Origin of the sequence: Pseudomonas sp. GW531-T4 (assembly GCF_017349615.1) — a bacterium.
Classification (GTDB): Bacteria; Pseudomonadota; Gammaproteobacteria; order Pseudomonadales; family Pseudomonadaceae; genus Aquipseudomonas; species Aquipseudomonas chlororaphis_I.
On the sequence record NZ_JACMZT010000017.1, the window covers coordinates 43,273 to 63,943 of the forward strand.

Here is a 20,671-nt window from a genome sequence, read left to right on the forward strand (position 1 = left end):
AAAGAGCCCGGTCTTTTGGCCGGGCTTTTTTATTGTCTGGGATGTGAGTGGGAGAATTTCGCCATGGATCTGCGCCGCCTGGGTGGTCTGTCAGTGCTGCTGGGCCTGACATTGATGCCGTTGTCGTCGATGGCCGCCGGCAAATGCGAGCGCCTGGTGGTGACCGGCAGTCCGGATGCCCCGCCGTATCTGTGGCGCGACCCGCAGGATCCCAGCCACCTGATTGGCGCCAACGCCGAACTGCTGCAGCACGTGGCGCAGGAGCTGGGGATCAAGGTCGAGCTGTTGTATGCCGGCAAACGCTCCGCCGCCCTGGATGAAGTGCGCAGCGGGCGCATGGACATGCTGGCCGACGCACCGCTGACGGTGAATGAGCTGGAAGCGCTGGACTACATTCATCCGCCGTTGCTGGAGAACGACTTCCTGGTCTGGACCCGCAAGGGCTCTACGCTGAGCTACAGCCAGCCGTCGGACCTGCATGGGCATACCGGCGCAGTGTCGGAAAGGGCGCGCCTGACGCCACCCTTCGAGGCCTTCGCCAAGGATCAATTGAGCCTGACCCGTATGCCGAACCTGACCCAGGCGTTCCAGAAACTGCTGCTGGGGGAGGTGGAGTACGTACTGGCCGGACGCTACGCCGGCATGGCCCTGGCCCAGTCGCTGGGCATGGCCAACGATCTGCTGGCTTTTGAGCAGCCCGCCGACAAACCCGGCCTGTTCCTGGCTGTCTCGCACAACTCCGCCTGCAATGACCCATGGTTGCGCGGACAGTTGGCGAAAAAGATGACAGAATTGCCCGCGTCCGGTCTGACGGAAGCCGTGCTGCAGCGCAATCTCGAGCGTTGGAAGGCACAGTTACAGCAACCTGTCAGTACCCCCAAACAGTAGGGATTTCTAGTGAGTATTCGACCTCTTTTCGCTGCCCTGGCCGTCCTGGCTCTGGCGGGTTGCGCAGCCGATCCGGCGCCGAATGAACAAATGCGCCTGACCGAACAAACCCTGGCCCAGGCCAAGGCTGTGGGGGCCACGGCAGAGGATGTGCCGGAAATGAAACTGGCCGAGGACAAGTTCGCCCGCGCCCAACGCAACATGCAGGAAGAGTCGTTCAAGCACGCGCGGATGCGTGCCGAGCAGGCGGAACTGGATGCGCGCCTGGCCGAGGCGCGCGTCCTGACCCTGAAAAGCCAGGAGCAGCTGAACCTCGTCCAGACCCGCATCACTCGCCTGCGCAAGCAGTTGGGAGATGCCCAATGATTCGTCTGACTCAAGTATTGGGCGGCGTGCTGCTGATCGCCTGCACCGGCCTCTACGGCTGCGCCGGGCAACGCAGCGAAGCAGCGCTGGAACAGGCCAGCGAAGACTTCCAGAAGGTCAAGGAAGACTCCAACGTGCTGCGCATCGCGCCCAAGGATGTGATCCGTGCCGGTGAGTCCCTGGCCCGGGCCGATCGCCTGTCCAGCTACTGGGGCAGCGGTTCGGATGTGGTGCACTACGCCTACCTCAGCCAGCGCTACAGCGAAATTGCCCGCGAGCACACCAACCAGGCGCTGAACCAGGAGCAGGCGGCCAAGCTCGAACTCGAACGCCAGCGCCTGCAACTGGCGCTGCGCGAGGCCAAGCTGCTGAGCGTGCAGCAACAGGGCAAGTGGCTGGAAGAGCAGATCATCAACCTGGCCACCACCCAGACCGATCGCGGGCTGGTGATGACCCTGGGTGATGTGCTGTTCGACACCGGCGAGGCGGAGCTGAAAAGCTCGGCCAACCGCACTGTGCTCAAGGTCGTGCAGTTTCTCCAGCTGAACCCCAAGCGCGTGGTGCGAATCGAGGGTTACACGGACAACACCGGCGACAAGCAGAGCAATCTGAAACTGTCCCGCGACCGGGCGCAGGCCGTGGCCGATATCCTGGTGGACCTGGGGGTCGAGGAGAAACGGGTCCAGGTCGAAGGTTATGGTGATGAGTACCCGGTCGAGGCCAATGCCTCCGAACGTGGGCGAGCGCAGAACCGTCGGGTGGAAATCGTCTTCTCCGACGAGAAAGGCCAGCTGGGCGCCGCGCGCTAAGACGCGGATGGTCAAAACAACCCGGTTTCCCTGTGGAGCCGGGTTTTTTTGTGCCTGACGATTGGCACACAAAACAGTACAGTTTTTGCTGACACTGCCCTGTACGGTCGACTATTGTGGCAACTGTCCCAGTACACTTATGAACTGTTCCGGTATCGTCATCCACAAGAATAAAATGCCGGTGAAATCGAGTGCAGCGTCATGACCAATCTCTTGCTTTATCAACGTATCGCTCAGCAGCTGGCTGAAGATATCCGTCGTGGTGTGTACCAGCCCGGGGAGCGCGTACCCTCGGTACGCAAGATGAGTTCCCAGCTCAACGTCAGCCATGCCACGGTGCTCCAGGCCTACGCCAATCTCGAGGACCAGGGGCTGATCCGCGCCCGTCCGCAGTCGGGTTATTACGTGCACCAGACCCCGGCGCTGACCGCGCCGACCCCGGACATCGCCCGGGTCGAACGGCCAGGCCTGGTGACGCGCAGCAGCATCATTCATCAGGTGTTGGTGGAATCGCGCCGTGAAGGCGTGTTTCCGCTGGGCGCTGCGGTGCCCAGCGTCGATTACCTGCCGGTGCGGGCGCTGCACCAGCAACTGGCCAAGGTCACCCGTTTCCACAGTCCGCGCGCCTTCAGCTACATGTTCAGCCCCGGTTTCGAGCCGTTGCGCCGCCAGGTAGCGATCCGTATGCGCGACGCCGGCGTGGTGGTCGATCCGTCCGAAGTGGTGATCACCCACGGCTGCGTGGATGCCCTGCAGATGTCGTTGCGCGTGCTGACCCGCCCGGGTGACCTGATCGCCGCGGAGTCGCCGACTTACTACGGCCTGCTGCAACTGGCCGACCTGCTCGGGCTCAAGGTCATCGAGATTCCCAGCGACCCTTCCACCGGCATGAGCCTGGAGGCGCTGCAACTGGCGGCCAACCAATGGTCGATCAAGGCCCTGGTGCTGACCACGCGCCTGAGCAATCCACTGGGCGGCACCATGCCGGAAGAGCGACAGAAGCAATTGCTGCGCCTGGCCTCGGATTTCGATATCCAGGTGGTCGAGGACGATATCTACGGCGAACTGATGTTCGAGGTCGGTCGTACCAAGGCGCTGAAAGCCTATGACCGGCTGGATCGGGTGATCTATTGCTCGAGCTTTTCCAAGACCCTGTCACCCGGTGTGCGCATCGGCTGGATGATTGCCGGCAAGTACCAGCAGGAAATCCAGCGCTTGCAGACCTTCAGCACTCATTCGGCCTGCAGCGTCACCCAGATGGGGGTCGCGGCCTACCTGGAGAACGGCGGTTACGACCGGCATCTACGTTTTATCCGTCAGGAGTACCGCAAGAACCTCAGCGCGTTTCAGCTGGCGGTGCAGCAGTACTTTCCAGAGGGCACGCAGATTACCCGTCCGAACGGCGGTTTCATTCTCTGGGTCAGCCTGCCGGGGCGGGTCAATACCCAGGAATTGCATGTCCGGGCATTGCAGCAGGGCATCAGTATCGCGCCGGGGCTGATCTTCAGTAATACCGAGCAGTTCAACCACTGCATTCGCCTCAACTGCGGCACCCCGTGGAATCGCGAGGCCGAGCGGGCGCTGATGACCCTGGGCATGTTGGCCAGCCAGCTGTGCCAGGAGGCTGCGGGCGGTTTTTGAAGGATCGGTTACCGCGCTTGTTTTCGCGCGGTCAACAGGCGAGCATATGGCTCTTCGCCGCCAATCCTGTTGTCTCTCTATGAAAGCGATTTTTCCTGTTGCCTGGGTCTTGGTCAGTGTCTTGAGTGCTTTTGGCACGGCCAGCGTCCTGGCGGCTCCAGCCCAGGAAAAGGTCGCGACAAGCGCCACCGCGAATAAGTCGCAGAAAACCGCAGCAGCCAAGAAAACCGCACCGGTAAAGAAGGCGACCGCGATCAGCAAGGCCAAACCCAAGGCCCAGAAAAGGCGTGCGCCGATTGCCTCCAAGTCCAAGCCTGCCAGCGAAATCGTGAAGACGCGTTTGCCATCAGCCAATGTGGATCTGAGCCTGCCGCCGGAGATGGTCAAGCAATTGCAGCCGATCGGTTCGGTCAACCAACCCAAACGCACTCCGTTGTTGCCGCCGATGTTCGGCGAGAAACCCAAGGACGACAGTCCGTTCCAGCTCAACGGCCGCCTGCTGAGCAACGAAATGCAGTTGCAGCTGCGCAATGACGAGCGGCGTGATGTGGAAGGCGCGGCGCTGGATTTCGAGTTCAAGCAGTAAACCCTCATCCTGACTGTGACCCGCGGCCCTGACGCTTTGTCGGAGACTGGTCAGTCATGCGAGCCCGAGAGCAAAAACCAGCGGATGGCCAATTTCAAACGGCTGTTTTAGCGGTTACTCTAGTCCGCGTCATTTCAATACTTTGCCCGTCGCGAGGAGCTTGTCGTCATGAACTGCCGTGAAGGCTGTGGCGCCTGTTGCATTGCCCCTTCCATCAGTACCCCGATTCCCGGAATGCCCAATGGCAAACCGGCCGGAGAACGTTGCATCCATCTTTCTGTCGAACTGCTGTGCGGTTTGTTCGGCCAACCCGAACGGCCCGCCGTCTGTGGTGCGTTCCAGGCCGATGTCGAAGTCTGCGGGGGCAGCCGGGAAGAGGCTATCCGCCTGTTGGGCTGGTGGGAGCAAGTGACGGCGGCGTGAAGTGTTTCAATGAACGGAACTTCAACAATAAGGAATAAGACAATGGGTTCGCTGCATCGAATTGCTGTGCTCTGTGGGTTGACCGTTCTGCTCTCGGCAACCGCCCACGCCGAAGATTGGCAAACGGCCAAGGATGAAGACGGCATCAAGGTCTCCTTGAGTGAAGTGGCCGGTTCCAAATACAAGGCCTACCGGGGCGTCACCACCATGAAAACCAGCGTGGCCAAGCTGCGCGCGCTGCAGGACGACGTGACAGGCGCCTGCGCCTGGATCCACGAATGCAAGTCGCAGAAACTGCTCAAGCACGAAGGTGAGCAGAGCTGGACCTACACCCAGTTCAATACCCCGTGGCCGGTCACCCCGCGTGATTCGGTGCTGCACGTCACCACCAGCGAAGCAGCCGACGGCAGCCTGACCCGCAAGCTCGAAGGCGTACCGACCTATGTTCCCGACGAGAAAGGTTTCGTGCGTGTCGCCCAGGTCGAAGGTTTCTGGAAATTCGTGCCCAAGGGCGCGGACCAGGTCGAAGTGACCTACCAGGTGCACACCGAGCCGGGCGGTAGCGTGCCGTCCTGGCTGGCCAACAAGTTTGTCGTGGATGCGCCGTTCAACACCCTCAAGGCACTCAAGGCGCGCGCCGAGAAGCCGTAAGCGTCGATCGTTGCAAAAAAAAAGGCTGCCCCAGGGCGGCCTTTTTTAATGGCGCCGCCGGGCCCCTGGTTTGAACGATTACTGGCTCTTCAGGGTCGACATCTTGTGAGTCCATCCATGGGCTTCATCAAGGAGGCACTGATGCAAAAGTGGCAAGTCACTTTCGTTGACGATCATGGTGTCCAGTCAGTGGAGCAATTCGACTGTGAGCAGCAGCCCAGTATGGAGGAGGCGGCACAATTGATTCGCGCAAAGCTCCTACCGGTTCCGGCCGAGCTTGACCTCAACGATCTGGAGGGGCGTACCGATGACCCTACGCTCAAGAGCCTGAAAGATCAGAACAGCATTCAAATCCTCAGCATTGCTCCAATTTAATCTTTAATGCGCAAAGCCCTACCGAGCTTGAACCCAGACCTTGGCACCGCCTGCGTCTTGGCGCTACTCTGCATTCGAGATCAGCGAATGAATCGCTAAGGTCTGGTCTTGTCAGCTACATGCTTGTTTCCTGGCGGCGATCTTCTCGCCGCAAGCCTGCACCGTGCGGTGACAGGCAAGGGAGTACGGAAAGTCTATCCATCGGTTTGAGGAGGACGTTTCATGAGCACAGCCTATCAAGAAGACATCAGCAGCAGCGTGCTGCGCCGCATGAAAGAAGGCGGTTTCGACTTTTCACGATTCCATCCCATTGAGTTCTACGCCATTTTCCCGGACGAGGAGCGGGCACGCAGGGCGGCAGGGCAGTTCCGCGGTGAATCCTTGAATGCCCAGGTCAGCGTGCGCGATGACGGCGCCTGGTACCTGGAGCTGAGCAAGGTGATGTACGCCACCTACGGCGGCATCGGCGATTTCGAGCAGGACTTTGAAGCGGTGGTCGCGCCCCTGGGCGGGATCATCGAGGGTTGGGGCGTGAAGCAGGAGGTTCGAGGGCGACTCGTTTAGTGCATATGAATAGCGTCAAGACTCAGCATCGGCTGACCTTCGGGTCGGCCGATTTCGTTTCTGCTTCCGGGATCTGTAGGAGCACAGCTTGCCCGCGATAAGGGGGCGCGGTCTTTCGGCAAAACCGCATCGGCCTTATCGCGGGCAAGCCTCGCTCCTACAAAAAAGCGCGGGCAAAAAAAGGCCACCCGCTGAGGGTGGCCAAAAGGGAAGACCGGTAGGAGAGGAAACCGGTCGGGACATTCCAGGGCCGGCTGCCATGGGCGCCATGAAGGTGGGGCGTCGACTGCGCGCCTTGGCGGCGCTGAAGTCATCTGCGTGTTGCAGCGAATTCTGCGCAGTTTTGCCCAGGCGGTGAAATCAAGTCTGGCTATGTCGTCGATAGCCATTGCATTACGTTGCAATAGAGCGGCCGCCGAGGAGTTCACTCGACTGTAGGAGCGAGGCTTGCCCGCGATGACGTCCCGAAGGACACCTCCCCGAGCCAGCTTTATTGCGCCGCCTGTTTACGCCCCGCCATATGCTTCAGATACCCCACCAGCAACTCCAGCTCGGCATCCGGTAATACGCTGCTTGCGAAGGCCGGCATCTTCGCCTGCGGCCAGCGGCGCAGGCTCTGTGGGTCGCGGATGTAACGCTTGAGGAAGTCCGCGCCGAAATACTCGGTGGGGCTGTAGGGGATATTCAGGTCCGGGCCGAACTGCGAGTCGCCGGCGCCGTTGAGGCGATGACAAGCCAGGCAGTTCTTCTGGAACAGGGCGAAGCCCTGGTTCACCGGGTCGCCGGCCGCCAGCTTGGGATCCGGGCGCAAGGCCGGGAAACGTTCCGCCACCGGCGCCAGGCGCTTGATGCTCGCCACTTCGAACGGCCATTGCTCGGGGCTGATATGACCAGCCTGCGGGTTGGTCCACACCAGGTAGAAAGGCCCGGCGCTGTGCTTGCCTTCAGCCAGGGGCGGCCAGGGCTTGGCCGGGTCTTCGATGGCCAGCCAGGCCTGGGCGCCGTCCTGGGTGAGCAGGGGCGCGGCGGGCAGTTCGGCGGCGAAACCGTCCAGGGCGACGGCCTGCAGATGGTCATCGGCCTTGATGCCGGTGAGCAGGGCCGAGATCGGCACCGCGCGGTAACTCATGTCGCGTTTGTATGACACGTCATCCTTGACGGTGACGGTCCGGGCCAAAGGGTGCTTGAGCAGTTCATCGGTCTGCCAGGTGCGGCTGCCGGCCCCCAGTTCCAGGGTCAGCTGCGCGGCATGCACGGGCGTGGTGAGCAGCAGGGGGCTGCACAGGAGGATAAGAGATTTCAATTGATCGCTGTTCCGTCGCTGGGGTGGAGAGCTCCGCGTAGGGCCTGTCTCCAGTTTTCTGATAAGCGCGACAACGCCCTGATTCAGCGTAGCCGCGGCGTCAGAAAGAGTGGCACACAAGTGCCGGCCCCGGTAGCGAACCGGAGCACAAAGATTCGATTGCGTGACGGGATGGCCACGCCTCTAGCCGATTACTTTGGTGAGGTTCGGCAAGATCAGAAGCAAGGTGGTTGCGAACAGAATGAGCCCCGCTTGACGGACTTTCGAATGCTTGAACATGGCTGAATGCCTTTTGTTGTTATTCCTGAACATCAACTGCATGCCTGCCGCTTCACTATGGTCAGGCGATGTGTCCCTTTTCTTACGCGTGCACCGGCAAGACCCGGCTGCAACGATTCACTGCCTACAGTCCTACCTTAGGGGCCTTGTAACCCTTGGCTTAGATCCATTTCATATCAGCTAATAGGCGGATGCTTTAAAAAGCGCATGAGGCCTATTGCCATCTTCTTGCCCGCCCTTTGTCTAGACAGTTCCGTTATGCGGCGGGCGGAATCCATTAGCTCACTACCGTTCGTCTGAGCGTGACCGTCAAGGTCAGTGAGCGCATCGGTCATTGAATCCGGGGCCCTCGGGGCCAAGAGTGGGAGCCCTGTCATCATTCATCTGCACAGCGGTTCGAGGACGTCATGACCCAGGCTTTGATATTCGATGCATTACGCACCCCCCGTGGCAAAGGCAAGGCCGACGGCGCCTTGCACAGCGTCAAGCCGGTGAACCTGCTGGCCGGGCTGCTCGATGCCCTGCAGCGGCGTAGCGAACTCGACACCAGCCAGGTCGACGACATCGTGCTCGGCTGTGTGACGCCGATCGGCGACCAGGGGGCCGACATCGCCAAGACCGCGGCGCTGGTCGCCGACTGGGACGTCAGCGTGGCCGGGGTGCAGATCAACCGCTTTTGCGCCTCGGGCCTCGAGGCGGTGAACCTGGGGGCGATGAAAGTGCGCTCCGGCTTCGAGGACCTGGTGGTGGTCGGCGGCGTCGAGTCGATGTCACGGGTGCCCATGGGCAGCGACGGCGGCGCCTGGGTGCTTGACCCGCAAACCAACATGCACAGCCATTTCACCCCGCAAGGCATAGGCGCGGACCTGATCGCCACCCTGGAAGGCTTCAGCCGCGAGGATGTCGACAGCTTTGCCCTGCAATCCCAGCAAAAGGCCGCGCGGGCCAGGGCGGCAGGAGCTTTCAGCAAGTCCCTGGTGCCGGTGCAAGACCAGAATGGCATCGTCCTGCTGGATCACGATGAATTCATTCGCGCCGATTCCACCCTCGAGGGCCTGGGCAAGCTCAAGCCCAGCTTCGAGATGATCGGCCAGATGGGCTTCGACGCCACCGCCTTGCGGGTCTACAGCCATGTCGAGCGCATCCACCACGTGCACACCCCGGGCAACAGCTCAGGGATAGTCGACGGTGCGGCGCTGATGCTGATCGGCTCCGAAGCCAAGGGCCAGGCGCTGGGCCTCAAGCCGCGGGCGCGGATCGTCGCCACGGCGGTCACCAGCACCGATCCGACCATCATGCTCACCGGGCCGGCGCCGGCCACGCGCAAGGCACTGGCCAAGGCCGGGCTGCGGGTCGAGGACATCGACCTGTTCGAGGTCAACGAGGCGTTCGCCTCGGTGGTGCTGAAGTTCATCAAGGACATGGCCATCGACCCTGGCAAGGTCAACGTCAATGGCGGCTCCATCGCCATGGGCCATCCGCTGGGCGCCACCGGCTGCGCGATCCTCGGCACCCTGCTCGACGAGCTGGAAGCGCGGCGCCAGCGTTACGGCCTGGCGACCCTCTGCGTCGGTGGCGGCATGGGTATCGCCACCATCATCGAACGCCTCTGAGCCCTGACTTCAAGGAAACACTTTCATGACCGAAGCCATCCGTTACGACAAGGGCCAGGACCAGATCGTCGTTCTGACCATCGACATGCCGGGCCAGAGCGCCAACACCATGAACGCGGTGTACCGCGAGGCCATGGCCGCCTGCGTGGCCCGCCTGCAAGCCGAGCAGGAATCGATTGCCGGGGTGATCGTCACTTCGGCGAAAAAGACCTTCTTCGCCGGCGGCGACCTCAATGAACTGATCAAGGTCGGCAAGGCCGAAGCCCAGGCCTTCTATGACATGGTGCTGACCCTCAAGGGCCAGCTGCGGGCCCTGGAGACCCTGGGCAAACCCGTGGTAGCGGCGATCAACGGCGCGGCCCTGGGCGGCGGCTGGGAGATCTGCCTGGCCTGCCATCACCGGGTGGCGCTGGACGATCCGTCGCTGCAGATCGGCCTGCCGGAAGTGACCCTCGGCCTGCTGCCGGGCGGTGGCGGGGTGGTGCGCATGGTGCGTTTGCTGGGGCTGGAAAAAGCCCTGCCGTATCTGCTGGAAGGCAAGAAGGTGCGGCCGCAACAGGCGCTGCAAGCCGGCCTGATCGATCAACTGGCCAGCGACCGCGACGATCTTCTGGCCAAGGCCAGGGCGTGGATTGTCGCCAACCCGGCGGCCAAGCAGCGCTGGGACGTGGCCGGCTACCAGATCCCCGGGGGCACGCCGTCGCACCCGAAAGTCGCGCAGATGCTGGCCATCGCGCCGTCGATCCTGCGCAGCAAGACCCAGGGCTGCCTGCCGGCGCCGGAGAAGATTCTCTGTGCGGCAGTGGAGGGTGCCCAGGTCGATTTCGATACCGCGCAGTTGATCGAAGCCCGCTATTTCACCGAGCTGACCACCGGCCAGGTGGCGAAAAACATGATCGGCACCTTCTGGTTCCAGCTCAACGAGATCAATGCCGGTGGCTCCCGTCCCCAAGGTTTTGCGCCCTATGTGACCAAAAAGGTCGGGGTGCTCGGTGCCGGGATGATGGGCGCCGGGATCGCTTATGTCAGCGCTGTGGCCGGTATCGAGGTGGTGCTCAAGGACATCAACCTGGCGGCGGCCGAGAAGGGCAAGGCCCATTCGGCGGCGCTGCTGGAGAAGAAGGTCGCCCGTGGCCATTTGAGCGCCGCGCAGCGTGACGCCACGCTGGCGCGAATCCGCACCACCGAGCAGGACGCCGACCTGGCCGGTTGCGACCTGATCATCGAGGCGGTGTTCGAGGATCGCGAACTCAAGGCCAGGGTCTCGGCGGCGGCGCAGCAAGTGGTAGGGGCGCAGGCGGTAATCGCGTCCAACACCTCGACCCTGCCGATCAGCGGCCTGGCCAAGGCGGTACCGGATCAAGGCAAGTTCATCGGCCTGCATTTCTTCAGCCCGGTGGAAAAAATGCCCCTGGTGGAAATTATCAGGGGCGAGCAGACCAGCGATGAAACCCTGGCGCGCGGTTTCGACTTCGTCCAGCAGATCAAGAAGACCCCGATCGTGGTCAACGACAGCCGCGGCTTTTTCACTTCGCGGGTGTTTGGCACTTTCACCAACGAAGGCATCGCCATGCTCGGCGAAGGCGTGGCCGCGCCGATGATCGAGACCGAGGCGCGCAAGGCGGGGATGCCGATCGGTCCGCTGGCGATCTGCGACGAGGTTTCCCTGAGCCTGCTGAGCCATATCCGCCAACAGACCGCCAAGGACCTGCAGGCCGAAGGCAAGCCACTGCCGGAGCATCCGGCCTTTGCCGTGATCGACCTGCTGCTCAATGAATACAAGCGTCCAGGCAAGGCGGCGGGCGGCGGTTTCTACGACTATCCGGCCGGGGCGCAGAAGCACCTGTGGCCGCAGCTGAAAACCCGCTTCGAGAAAGCCGACGGGCAGATTTCGCCACAGGACGTGCGCGATCGCCTGTTGTTCGTGCAGGCCATCGAAACCGTGCGTTGTGTGGAGGAGGGTGTATTGCGCTCGACGGCCGATGCCAATATCGGCTCGATCTTCGGTATCGGCTTCGCGGCCTGGACCGGCGGGGCCTTGCAGTTCATCAACCAGTACGGCCTGAGGGACTTTATCGCCCGTGCCCAGTACCTGGCCGAGCAATATGGCGAGCGTTTCGCGCCGCCGGCGCTACTGTTGGAGAAGGCCGCCAAGGGCCAGTTGTTCTGAGGCTGAAGGGATTAAAGTGATGCATCGCGGGGCTTGCCTTGGTCGGGCGTTTCAAGGCAGGCTCTGGGGTGTTCATTATTCCCATCACGTGTCAGGTATTTTTTATGTTGCTACGCATCTGCATTCTGGAAACCGACATCCTGCGTCCAGAATTGGTCGATCAATATCAGGGTTACGGGCAGATGTTTCAGCGCCTGTTTTCACAGCAGCCGATTGCTGCCGAATTTACCGTCTACAACGTGATGCAAGGCCACTACCCGAGCGACGACCAGAGCTTCGACGCCTACCTGGTCACGGGAAGTAAGGCCGACTCCTTCGGTACCGACCCCTGGATTCAAACCCTCAAGGCTTACCTGCTGGAGCGTTATAAGCGCGGCGATAAACTGCTGGGCATCTGTTTTGGCCATCAGTTGCTGGCGTTGCTGCTGGGCGGCAAGAGCGAACGCGCGACCCAGGGCTGGGGCGTGGGTACCCACAACTACAAGCTGGCGGCCAAGGCGCCGTGGATGAGCCCGGTGGTGGAAGAGCTGACGCTGCTGATCAGCCACCAGGACCAGGTGACCGCCTTGCCGGAAAACGCCACGGTCATCGCTTCCAGCGATTTCTGCCCGTTCGCGGCCTATCACATCAATGACCAGGTGCTGTGCTTCCAGGGCCACCCGGAGTTCATCCACGACTATTCGCGGGCCTTGCTGGACCTGCGCCAGCAGCACCTGGGCGAGCAGGTCTATCAAAAGGGCATCGCCAGCCTGGACCGGGATCATCACGGCAGCACCGTTGCCGAGTGGATGATGCGTTTTGTCGCGCACAAGCCGCAGGCCGGGTCGGTTTGAATCCATAGCCGCATCGCCAGCCGGCTCGCTTCTACAAAGGCCTCAAGGCCCTTGTAGGAGCGTCCTGCCCGGCTCCGCTGTCAGAGCCACCCCGAGCGCTTGAAGCTCGCCCACAACCCGGTACAGCCCAGCACCAGGAACGCCAGCACGCCGAAGTAGCCATAGTGCAGCTTCAGCTCCGGCATGTTGTCGAAGTTCATACCGTAGATCCCGGCCACCGCGGTCGGGAACGCCAGGATCGCCGCCCAGGCGGCGAATTTGCGTTGCACCACGCTTTGTCGCGAGGCCTCCAGCAGCACGCCGATCTCGATGGTCTGGCTGGCGATGTCGCGCAGGGTCGCCAGGTCTTCCATTTGCCGGGTGACGTGGATCTGCACGTCGCGAAAGTACGGGCGCATGTTCTTGTCGATAAAGGGGAAGCTGAGCTTCTGCAGCTCTTCGCTGATCTCCACCATGGGCGCCACATAGCGGCGCAGGCGCAGCACATCGCGGCGCAGGCTGTGAAGGTGCTGGATATCCCGCTCATTGAGCGAGCTGCACAGCACGCTGTGCTCCAGTGCGTCGATCTCGGCATGGATCGCTTCGCTGACCGGCTGGTAGTTTTCGGTGACGAAATCCAGCAGCGCGTAAAGCACGAAGTCTTCGCCGTGCTCAAGCAGCAACGGCCGAGCCTCGCAGCGTTGGCGGACGAACGCATAGGATTTGGAATGGCCGTTGCGGGCCGTGATGATGTAGCCGTTGCCGGCAAAGATGTGGGTCTCGATGAATTCCAGCTTGCCGTTTTCGCGCACCGGGGAGTAGGTGACGATAAACAGCGCGTCGCCGAAGGTTTCGAGTTTCGGCCGGCTGTGTTTTTCCAGGGCGTCCTCGATGGCCAGTTCGTGCAGGTTGAACTGGCGTTGCAGATTGGCCAGTTCCTGGGCGTTGGGTTCTTCGAGGCCGATCCAGACGAAGTGCCCGGGTTTGGCAGCCCAGGCTGCACCTTCGTCGAGGGTGATATCAGTGACTTTTTTACCTGCGCTGTAGACAGCGGCGGCAACAACTCTACCCATGGTTCCTGTTCGCTTCTTCTTATCGAAATGAGGAGTGAGACTCCGTGCAGCTTAGCCCCATGACTGATCAGAGTCAGCCTGCTGGGCGGAGTTCGCCGGCAATAAAAAAGCCCGCACGCGGCGGGCTGTTTTCAGGCGGTCTGTAGCTGGCGGTCCATCGATTCGATGCACTCGCGCATCTGTTCGCGGCATTGCTCGATCAGCCTTGGCATGTCGTCCAGGCTCAGCCCGGCGGTGGGAATCGCCGGCAGCGAACGGATCAGGATCCTGCCGCTGTGCCAGCGGTTGAGGCGCATGTGGCGGATATAGCTGCTGGCGCACACCGGGACGATCGGCACGCCGGCGGCGATGGCCATCTGGAAGGCGCCTTTCTTGAACGGCAGCAGGTCTTCACCGAGGTTGCGGGTGCCTTCCGGGAACACCCAGATCGAGGTGTCCTTGTGTTGCAGGGTATGGGTGGTGGTCAGCATCGAGCGACGCGCCTTGTGCGCGTTGCCGCGGTCGATCAGCACGTTGCCCGCCAGCCAGAACAGCTGGCCGAACAGCGGCACCCACTTCAGGCTCTTTTTGCCGATGCACACGGTGCGCTGGGGCACCACGTTGCCGAACACGAAGAGGTCGTAGTTGGACTGGTGGTTGGCGATGATCACGCAGCTCTTGGGCTTGTCCATCAGCGGCCCGACTTCGGCCTTGACCCGCAGGCGCAGAATGCACATGGCAGGCAAGGCATACAGGCGCGCGCACAGGCGGCTGTTATCCGGGTTGAACGGGCGGCACAGCCCCAGCACCACGCCGAGAATCCCCGCTGCAATAAAATGCAGGCCCATCAATAACATACGAAACAGATACAGCATCTACAGGCCCACCGGGGACAAAAGGTGGCGCAGTGTACGGATGTGCACTGTTTTCGGCAATTACCTGTATAGAAGGGGAAGATGGCCGATGTTTAAGCGCATGTTTCCAACTCTTTGCTCAGTGGCGGGCTAGAGCATCGCGCCGGTCTTTCTCGCGCTGCGGGCATAAAAAAGCCCGACGCAGGGCCGGGCTGGTATGCGATGGGCTCAAGCTTCAGCCCAGGTGTTCCTGATCGAGGATGATCGCGTTGTCCAGCGCTTCCAGCAGCGCCTTGCGCACTTTCAGCTTGGTGTTCTTGTGGGCGGTCATGTTGATCTTCTTCAGTTGGCGCGCGGCGGCCAGGGCGGCGCCTTGCAGCTCCTCGGCGCTTACCACCTTGTCGAGGAAGCCGGCATCCACCGCGCCTTGCGGGTCGAACATCTCGCCATTGATCACCGAGCGGTGCAGCGCGGATTTGCTTAGACGGTCACGGGCCAGCTCGATGCCGGCGTGGTGCATGGTCATGCCGATCTGTACTTCGTTCAGGCCGATGCTGAACGGACCTTCGACGCCGATGCGGTAGTCCGCCGACAGCAGCAGGAACGCACCCTTGGCCACGGCGTGCCCAGGGCAGGCGACGATGACGGGGAAGGGGTGCGACAGCAGGCGGCGGGCCAGGGTCGAACCCGAAGTCACCAGGCTCACGGCTTCCTTGGGGCCGGCGGTCATCACCTTCAGGTCGTAGCCGCCCGACAGAATGCCGGGCTGCCCGGTGATGATCACCACCGCGCGATCGGTGATGGCCTGGTCCAGCGCGGCATTGAAGGCGGCAATCACGTCCGGGGAAATGGCATTGACCTTGCCATTGCTCAAGGTCAGGGTCGCGATACCGTCTTCGAGGTGGTAAGAAATCAACTCACTCATGACGCAATTCCTTGTATTGAAGTGGGGCAGACGTTACCCACGGTCACAGGTCAGGTAAAGCGCTGTGACTGACTGGCGAGTCAGCCCTTTCTGGCCTGACAAGCGTAGCCGGCCACCTGGGGCGCGTATCGGCTCTGCTATATAGCTGCCAGCCAGGCCAGAGATTGGCCGGTTTGCCATGACGCTGATGTCGTCGAAGTGCCGGAATCCGGAGAAATGTCTTAAGCGCATGAAAATTCTGAAAAAAACCTTTGCCATCAGAAAAGCTTTCGACTACATTAGCGCGCCTCGACAGACTGAATCGGTTTGACGAGACACGGTTGGGTGTCCGAGTGGCTTAAGGAGCACGCCTGGAAAGTGTGTATACAGGAAACTGTATCGAGGGTTCGAATCCCTCCTCAACCGCCATATTCGATCGACGCAAAACCCCTGATTTCCTCGAGAAGTCAGGGGTTTTGTGCTTTCTGGGTCCTGTTTATCGCAGCCGTTGGCGAGCGGTTTCTTTGCTGAACGCCGTTTCCTCGCCACGGTCAAAATCATTACGAGTTCGCAACAGCCAAGGCTGCTCCAGCGAGGTATCGATCACGCTGGATACCTGAGTGGTCTTTGGCTTTGTTACCCCTGCGAAGCCTGGCGGCCCGGTCACCTTGAAGGTGAGGTTTTCCGCCGATATCAGGCGGGCATCAGCGTGCGGTTTTCTGTGCCCCGTACTGGCTACGAGGAGACGCGCAATGGTCATTCACTTCAAGGTCGCCGGGCATCTGGCCTGCGGCCACAAGGGTTCCAATCTCATGTCCAGCACCGAGCCGGCGCGGGTCAAATGCCGCAGTTGCCGCAATACCGAGGTGTTCAAGGAAGCCCGCAAGAATCAGCGCAATGCGGCACGTCGAGCGGCGCGCAAAGCGAAGGCTGCGCACACGGGCGATTGGCGTGCAGCCTGGACCCAGCGGCTGACGGCCATGGCGGGCTTGCAGCGTCTGCCTCGGGGCTTTGGTGGGCAACCTTACGTTTAGCGTTTGTCCCGGGCACCCCACCCTTTCAGGTCTAGAATGGTCATGCGCATCGAGTGGGGCGATGCTGGCGGTCTGCGAGCGTGGGGCGATGTTGCCGGCGCCGGCAGGCTTTGCAGCTACTCAATCGAGGGCACGATCATGTCCACGCACGAACAGGTCACCGAGCACAAATCCTTCTCCGAACCGGACGAGACCCGCGAGTTTTCCAATGGCAAGGCAGAGATTCTGAAGATCGGTCAATGCGAAGTGGGGCGCTTCACGTTCAAGCCGGGCTGGCGCTGGTCGAACGATATCCGGCCGCTGGCGCAGACACCGAGTTGCCAGGCGCCGCACTTTCAGTATCACGTGGCCGGCAAGCTGGCGATCCTGATGGATGACGGCACTGAAATCATCGCTGGACCGGGCGATATTACCTCCCTGCCTAAAGGTCATGACGCCTGGGTGGTGGGGGATGAAACCGTGGTGGTGGTCGACTGGTTCGGGGCCAGCAACTACGCTCGTAAGGTCTAGGCGAAAGGCAGTCGCAAAGGAGCTGATGCAGGCCATCAGCTCCTTTTTCAACGACGATCCACTCCCTTGGACGAAGAGTCCCGGTTTGGGCCATTCGTCGGTCTTTTCTCCTGTGAACTGCAAGTCCGTAAATGACCGTCTAGTCTGAAACGCCGTGACGGTCGATATTTTCTAGGCAGTCAGGTGCTTGCCGGTATCGACCGGTTGTTGGAGGGAGCAAGGAGATGAGCGATCCTTATATCGAGGACAACGGGGATGAGTTCCCAATCAACAACCTGGTGCGCTGCGGTCAGGCAGCGTTCGACAGCGAGCCACCGATCAAGGCATCGGCAGGCAAGACCAGGACCAGTGCGTTACCCAGGGTGACCCAGACAAAGTTTTTCCCGAAAGCGGCGCTTCCTAAGAGAAGGTAGCCTTCATACCGAACGACCCCGCTTCCGGGCGGGGTTTTTGTTACCTGAACAATGGGCCGCCGCGGTCGATTTGAATGAAGTTGGACCTTTCGTCTTATCCGTTGCACAAGGTCGCGGGGTTTTCACAATTTATTCACAAGCGACTGCGTAGGCTCAACTCATCCGTTAAAGCAAATCCTATTAGCCCGTCTCCCCAGCGGGCTTTTTTTTGCCTGGGTGAAAACTCTTTGCGCAAAAACGGTCCAACACTTTGACTAAAAGGATTACAGCGTTGCGCTGTCGCCGCTCAGCTTTAGTCAGACACCGCTATAGAATGACTCTCCAGCATCTTTTTCGAGGTTTACATCATGCGTTTAACACTGCCTGCTCTGGTTTTGGGGCTTCTGGCTGCTCAAGGTGCGATGGCCGCCGGTGATGGCACTGCTGCGGTCGGCGGCGGTTTGGGTGGCGCGCTGGGCAACGTGGTTGGACAACAGATTGGCGGCAGCACCGGTGCCGCGGTGGGTGCGGGTATTGGCGGCGCTGCCGGCAGTGCGGTCGGTGCCCGTAAAGGCAGCCGTACCGAGGCGGCCATCGGTGGCGGTCTGGGTTCGGCCGGCGGTTCGGTGATCGGCAACAAGCTGGGCGGCAAAACGGGCTCGACCATTGGTGCAGGCCTGGGTGGCGCGGCCGGTGGTGCCTTGGGCAGCAGCATGGGTGATGATGACCATCACTCCGGCGGCAGGAAGCACAAGAATAAACACAAGCACAAGCACGACTGATTCTGCTGCAGTGCGCAAAAAGCCCGGCCCTGTGCCGGGCTTTTTTATGGGAACGAATATCGCTCCAGCCCCTCGAATTCAATGATGGACACACTGTGTCGACGAGGTTTGCCATGACTCCGGAAACGGCTGACAAGAAAGAAGACGATGCCTCGGGCGTGCCCCTGGTCAACGATCCGGGCAATGAAGACCCGGGCTCGCTGATGGATGACGCCCTGGTGCCACTGAGCGATGACGATGAGGCAGGCGAGTCGGAGGAAGAACGCCCGTGAAGTCTGCTTCCTGCACGCCGGCATGACCGGTGTGAGGTACATATGAAGCATGATCCGAAACATCTCGACCGGGATGAAACGCCCGAATATCCGCTGCCGTCCCCCACGGATGCGCTGACTCCCGAGCAGATCCTCCCGGACGCCAACGCCGAGCAGGAGTTGTCTCGACCCAAGCCGCAGCGCAAGGCGGCCAGGGGCAAGCGTCGCACCGCCCCGGGAGGCTCGTCGTGAGCCGGGCAAAACTGCTGAGCCTGGTGCTGGTCGCCCTGGTGTCGATTTTCTTCTTCTCCAGCCTGGCAGAATCCGCTGACGGACGGGCTTCAACCCATCCTTCCGGGCGCTCTTTCGAGGGCGGTTCCGGCAGCGATCTGATGCTGCGACCTGGGGCCCTGGGCGGGAATGGTGTAGGTGTCACGAACAGCCGTTCCCGAGCCGACAATGCGCGCGGCTCTTCCGGCCAGGGCGGCGGCATGGGCTCCACCGGCGTCAATGGTTCCATCATGGGCGGCGGCGGTGCCGGCGGTGGAACCGGCAGCGCGGGTGGTGGCACCGGCGGTCCCGGAGGCGGCAGCGGACGCGCGGGGCGCTAGCTTGCTTTATTCATTCGCCGAGACCATCGAGCCCGGCCTGTCTGGGCTTTTGTCTGCCTGCGCGCTGGCCTGAGGTTGCTCCCTGTCATTCGGCGCGGCTATGCTGCTGAACCCTTTAATCGGGCAAAAAACTGGCCGTACCTGAGCCGCTCCCCGGGATGTTTTTTGTTAACGGATCAGATGCGATGAATGCACAGTTGAATGATGTGGGCCCGATCAAGGCCGTGATTTTCGATATGGACGGTTTGCTGCTGGACACCGAAGGCATCTACACCGAGGTAACCCAGCTGATCGCCGATCGTTACGGTCGCACCTTCGATTGGACGGTCAAGCAGAACATCATCGGCCGTGGCGCCGCGGATCTGGCCCGCTATGTGGTCGAAGCCCTGGACCTGCCGATCACGCCGGAGGAGTTCCTGGTGATTCGCGAGCCGCTGATGCGCGAGCGTTTCCCCCGCGCGCTGGCGATGCCGGGGGCGCAGGAGCTGGTGCAGCACCTCAAGGCCAATAACGTGCCGATCGCTGTGGGCACCAGTTCTTCGCGCCAGTCTTTCGCCCAGAAAACCACCTTGCACGGCGACTGGTTCGCGCTGTTCGACACCATAGTCACCGCCGACGACCCGGAAGTGGGCGCGGCCAAGCCGGCGCCGGATATCTTCCTGACCGCCGCGCGGCGCCTGGGCGTTGCTCCCGAGGATTGCCTGGTGTTCGAGGATTCGCCCTTCGGTGTCACCGCGGCGAAAGCGGCGGGGATGACCGCGATCGCCATTCCCGACCCGGCGATGGCGGACGCCAAGTACGCCCATGCCGATGCCATTCTGCGTTCGTTGAAGGGGTTCCAGCCGGCGGCCTGTGGCTTGCCGCTGCTGCAATGGAGCTGAACCTGTAGCCGCTGCCGCAGGCTGCGATCGACTCCGCAGGAGGCGCCGTTCTTGAAGCCCTATCGGGCTTATCGCAGCCTGCGACAGCCCCTACAAAAAACGCCGGGCCACCTGATGAAGGTGCCCCGGCGTTTTTCATGGGCGCAGGAATCAGGCGCTGAAGCCGCCATCGATGCTCAGGCTGGCCCCGGTGATGTAACCCGCTTCCGGTCCGGCCAGGTAAGCCACGAAGCTGGCGATTTCTTCCGCGTGGCCGTAGCGCCCGATGGCCATCAGCGGGATCAGGCTTTCGGCGAAGTCGCCGTGGGCCGGGTTCATGTCGGTATCGACCGGGCCGGGCTGCACGTTGTTGATGGTGATGCCCCGTGGGCCGAGGTCGCGGGACAGGCCTTTGGTCAGGCCGACCAGGGCCGACTTGCTCATGGCGTAGGTGCCGCCGCCGGCAAAAGGCATGCGTTCGGCATTGGTGCTGCCGATGTTGATGATGCGCGAGCCTTCGCCCATGTGCCGGGCTGCTTCCTGGGCGGCGACGAACACGCTGCGAATGTTGATGGCCAGGGTCCGGTCGAAGTCTTCCAGCTTGAAGTCTTCCAGCGGGCCGACGGCCAGGACGCCGGCGTTGTTGACCAGGATGTCCAGGCGGCCAAAGGTTTCGACCGTGCTGTCGACCGCCTGGCGGATGGCCGCGGCATCGGCGCTGTCGGCGAGGATCGCCAGGGCCTTGCCACCGGCCTGGGTGATGCTGTCCTGCAAGGCCTGGGCCTTGGCAGTGGAGCTGACGTAGGTGAAGGCGACAGCGGCGCCTTCGGCTGCCAGGCGTTGCACGATGGCGGCGCCGATGCCGCGGGAACCGCCTTGAACCAAGGCTACTTTGCCGCTGAGGGATTGGGTGGTCATGTCGTTCTCCAAAAGTCCAAGGC

Annotated in this window: 26 protein-coding genes and 1 tRNA gene; 21 read left to right on the forward strand and 6 right to left on the reverse strand. The window is 61.7% G+C overall.

Annotated elements, in window-relative coordinates; genetic code table 11:
• Positions 1–63 precede the first annotated feature (63 nt).
• From J4D28_RS15615 to J4D28_RS15655, 9 genes are all read left to right on the forward strand, one after another.
• Positions 64–888 carry an ABC transporter substrate-binding protein gene (locus J4D28_RS15615; RefSeq protein WP_041989107.1) on the forward strand — a complete coding sequence of 275 codons (825 nt, stop codon included), beginning with the start codon at positions 64–66 and terminating at the stop codon, positions 886–888.
• A 9-nt stretch (positions 889–897) separates the two neighbouring features.
• The gene (locus tag J4D28_RS15620) at positions 898–1,254 is read left to right on the forward strand and encodes a DUF4398 domain-containing protein (protein WP_009042881.1); all 357 of its coding nucleotides are present in this window, start codon (positions 898–900) and stop codon (positions 1,252–1,254) included.
• On the forward strand, positions 1,251–2,063 hold the full coding sequence (locus J4D28_RS15625; RefSeq protein ID WP_023968454.1) for an OmpA family protein: 813 nt from the start codon (positions 1,251–1,253) through the stop codon (positions 2,061–2,063). The genes J4D28_RS15620 and J4D28_RS15625 overlap by 4 nt, the downstream gene beginning before the upstream one ends.
• A gap of 201 nt (positions 2,064–2,264) precedes the next feature.
• A complete protein-coding gene (locus J4D28_RS15630; protein WP_009047866.1) occupies positions 2,265–3,704 on the forward strand; it encodes a PLP-dependent aminotransferase family protein in 1,440 nt (479 codons plus the stop codon).
• A gap of 79 nt (positions 3,705–3,783) precedes the next feature.
• Complete coding sequence (locus tag J4D28_RS15635; RefSeq protein ID WP_103331022.1) at positions 3,784–4,290, forward strand: translation initiation factor 2; 507 nt, start codon at positions 3,784–3,786, stop codon at positions 4,288–4,290.
• Between the two features lie 168 nt (positions 4,291–4,458).
• A complete protein-coding gene (locus J4D28_RS15640; protein ID WP_007928142.1) occupies positions 4,459–4,713 on the forward strand; it encodes a YkgJ family cysteine cluster protein in 255 nt (84 codons plus the stop codon).
• Between the two features lie 42 nt (positions 4,714–4,755).
• Entirely contained in the window at positions 4,756–5,364 is a 609-nt protein-coding gene (locus J4D28_RS15645) for an START domain-containing protein (RefSeq protein ID WP_009047868.1), read from the forward strand.
• Positions 5,365–5,481: 117 nt separating this feature from the next.
• Positions 5,482–5,739, forward strand: coding sequence for a hypothetical protein (locus J4D28_RS15650; protein WP_028681983.1), 258 nt, complete (start codon positions 5,482–5,484; stop codon positions 5,737–5,739).
• Positions 5,740–5,961: 222 nt separating this feature from the next.
• Positions 5,962–6,303 (forward strand): ribonuclease E inhibitor RraB, encoded by a 342-nt coding sequence (locus tag J4D28_RS15655; RefSeq protein WP_009042886.1) that lies wholly within the window; start codon positions 5,962–5,964, stop codon positions 6,301–6,303.
• 490 nt (positions 6,304–6,793) lie between these two features.
• Here J4D28_RS15655 and J4D28_RS15660 read toward each other — a convergent pair whose 3' ends face one another.
• Positions 6,794–7,606 (reverse strand): cytochrome c, encoded by an 813-nt coding sequence (locus J4D28_RS15660; RefSeq protein WP_009047871.1) that lies wholly within the window; start codon positions 7,604–7,606, stop codon positions 6,794–6,796.
• Between the two features lie 686 nt (positions 7,607–8,292).
• Between J4D28_RS15660 and J4D28_RS15665 the strand changes: the two genes are divergently transcribed.
• From J4D28_RS15665 to J4D28_RS15675, 3 genes are all read left to right on the forward strand, one after another.
• Positions 8,293–9,498, forward strand: a complete 1,206-nt coding sequence (locus J4D28_RS15665) for an acetyl-CoA C-acetyltransferase (RefSeq protein WP_009047872.1) — start codon at positions 8,293–8,295, stop codon at positions 9,496–9,498.
• Positions 9,499–9,523: 25 nt separating this feature from the next.
• A complete protein-coding gene (locus J4D28_RS15670) occupies positions 9,524–11,668 on the forward strand; it encodes a 3-hydroxyacyl-CoA dehydrogenase NAD-binding domain-containing protein (RefSeq protein WP_009047873.1) in 2,145 nt (714 codons plus the stop codon).
• Between the two features lie 104 nt (positions 11,669–11,772).
• Positions 11,773–12,501, forward strand: a complete 729-nt coding sequence (locus J4D28_RS15675) for an amidotransferase (RefSeq protein WP_009047874.1) — start codon at positions 11,773–11,775, stop codon at positions 12,499–12,501.
• Positions 12,502–12,581: 80 nt separating this feature from the next.
• Here J4D28_RS15675 and J4D28_RS15680 read toward each other — a convergent pair whose 3' ends face one another.
• From J4D28_RS15680 to J4D28_RS15690, 3 genes are all read right to left on the reverse strand, one after another.
• The gene (locus tag J4D28_RS15680) at positions 12,582–13,553 is read right to left on the reverse strand and encodes a magnesium and cobalt transport protein CorA (protein ID WP_009047875.1); all 972 of its coding nucleotides are present in this window, start codon (positions 13,551–13,553) and stop codon (positions 12,582–12,584) included.
• Positions 13,554–13,684: 131 nt separating this feature from the next.
• Positions 13,685–14,407: a 1-acylglycerol-3-phosphate O-acyltransferase gene (locus tag J4D28_RS15685; protein ID WP_009047876.1), complete on the reverse strand. Its 723-nt coding sequence runs from the start codon at positions 14,405–14,407 to the stop codon at positions 13,685–13,687.
• Between the two features lie 214 nt (positions 14,408–14,621).
• Positions 14,622–15,311 (reverse strand): crotonase/enoyl-CoA hydratase family protein, encoded by a 690-nt coding sequence (locus J4D28_RS15690; protein ID WP_009047877.1) that lies wholly within the window; start codon positions 15,309–15,311, stop codon positions 14,622–14,624.
• A gap of 318 nt (positions 15,312–15,629) precedes the next feature.
• Between J4D28_RS15690 and J4D28_RS15695 the strand changes: the two genes are divergently transcribed.
• Positions 15,630–15,719 (forward strand) — tRNA-Ser (locus J4D28_RS15695).
• Positions 15,720–15,786: 67 nt separating this feature from the next.
• On the opposite strand, the gene J4D28_RS15700 is transcribed toward J4D28_RS15695, so the two are convergent.
• Complete coding sequence (locus J4D28_RS15700) at positions 15,787–16,050, reverse strand: hypothetical protein (protein WP_028681989.1); 264 nt, start codon at positions 16,048–16,050, stop codon at positions 15,787–15,789.
• Between J4D28_RS15700 and J4D28_RS15705 the strand changes: the two genes are divergently transcribed.
• The 8 genes from J4D28_RS15705 to J4D28_RS15740 all read left to right on the forward strand — a co-directional run bounded on the left by J4D28_RS15705 (position 16,043) and on the right by J4D28_RS15740 (position 19,751).
• Complete coding sequence (locus J4D28_RS15705) at positions 16,043–16,324, forward strand: hypothetical protein (RefSeq protein WP_009047878.1); 282 nt, start codon at positions 16,043–16,045, stop codon at positions 16,322–16,324. The genes J4D28_RS15700 and J4D28_RS15705 overlap by 8 nt on opposite strands.
• A gap of 42 nt (positions 16,325–16,366) precedes the next feature.
• The gene (locus J4D28_RS15710) at positions 16,367–16,834 is read left to right on the forward strand and encodes a cupin domain-containing protein (RefSeq protein ID WP_232290999.1); all 468 of its coding nucleotides are present in this window, start codon (positions 16,367–16,369) and stop codon (positions 16,832–16,834) included.
• Positions 16,835–17,058: 224 nt separating this feature from the next.
• Complete coding sequence (locus J4D28_RS15715; protein WP_009047880.1) at positions 17,059–17,247, forward strand: hypothetical protein; 189 nt, start codon at positions 17,059–17,061, stop codon at positions 17,245–17,247.
• A 347-nt stretch (positions 17,248–17,594) separates the two neighbouring features.
• On the forward strand, positions 17,595–18,008 hold the full coding sequence (locus tag J4D28_RS15720) for a hypothetical protein (RefSeq protein ID WP_009047882.1): 414 nt from the start codon (positions 17,595–17,597) through the stop codon (positions 18,006–18,008).
• 113 nt (positions 18,009–18,121) lie between these two features.
• Entirely contained in the window at positions 18,122–18,280 is a 159-nt protein-coding gene (locus J4D28_RS15725; RefSeq protein ID WP_009047883.1) for a hypothetical protein, read from the forward strand.
• Between the two features lie 42 nt (positions 18,281–18,322).
• The gene (locus J4D28_RS15730) at positions 18,323–18,511 is read left to right on the forward strand and encodes a hypothetical protein (RefSeq protein ID WP_009047884.1); all 189 of its coding nucleotides are present in this window, start codon (positions 18,323–18,325) and stop codon (positions 18,509–18,511) included.
• Entirely contained in the window at positions 18,508–18,870 is a 363-nt protein-coding gene (locus J4D28_RS15735; protein ID WP_009047885.1) for a hypothetical protein, read from the forward strand. Before J4D28_RS15730 ends, J4D28_RS15735 begins: the two co-directional genes overlap by 4 nt.
• A gap of 185 nt (positions 18,871–19,055) precedes the next feature.
• Positions 19,056–19,751 carry an HAD-IA family hydrolase gene (locus J4D28_RS15740; protein WP_009047886.1) on the forward strand — a complete coding sequence of 232 codons (696 nt, stop codon included), beginning with the start codon at positions 19,056–19,058 and terminating at the stop codon, positions 19,749–19,751.
• A gap of 150 nt (positions 19,752–19,901) precedes the next feature.
• Here J4D28_RS15740 and J4D28_RS15745 read toward each other — a convergent pair whose 3' ends face one another.
• Positions 19,902–20,648: a 3-oxoacyl-ACP reductase family protein gene (locus tag J4D28_RS15745; RefSeq protein ID WP_103331023.1), complete on the reverse strand. Its 747-nt coding sequence runs from the start codon at positions 20,646–20,648 to the stop codon at positions 19,902–19,904.
• Positions 20,649–20,671: the final 23 nt, after the last annotated feature.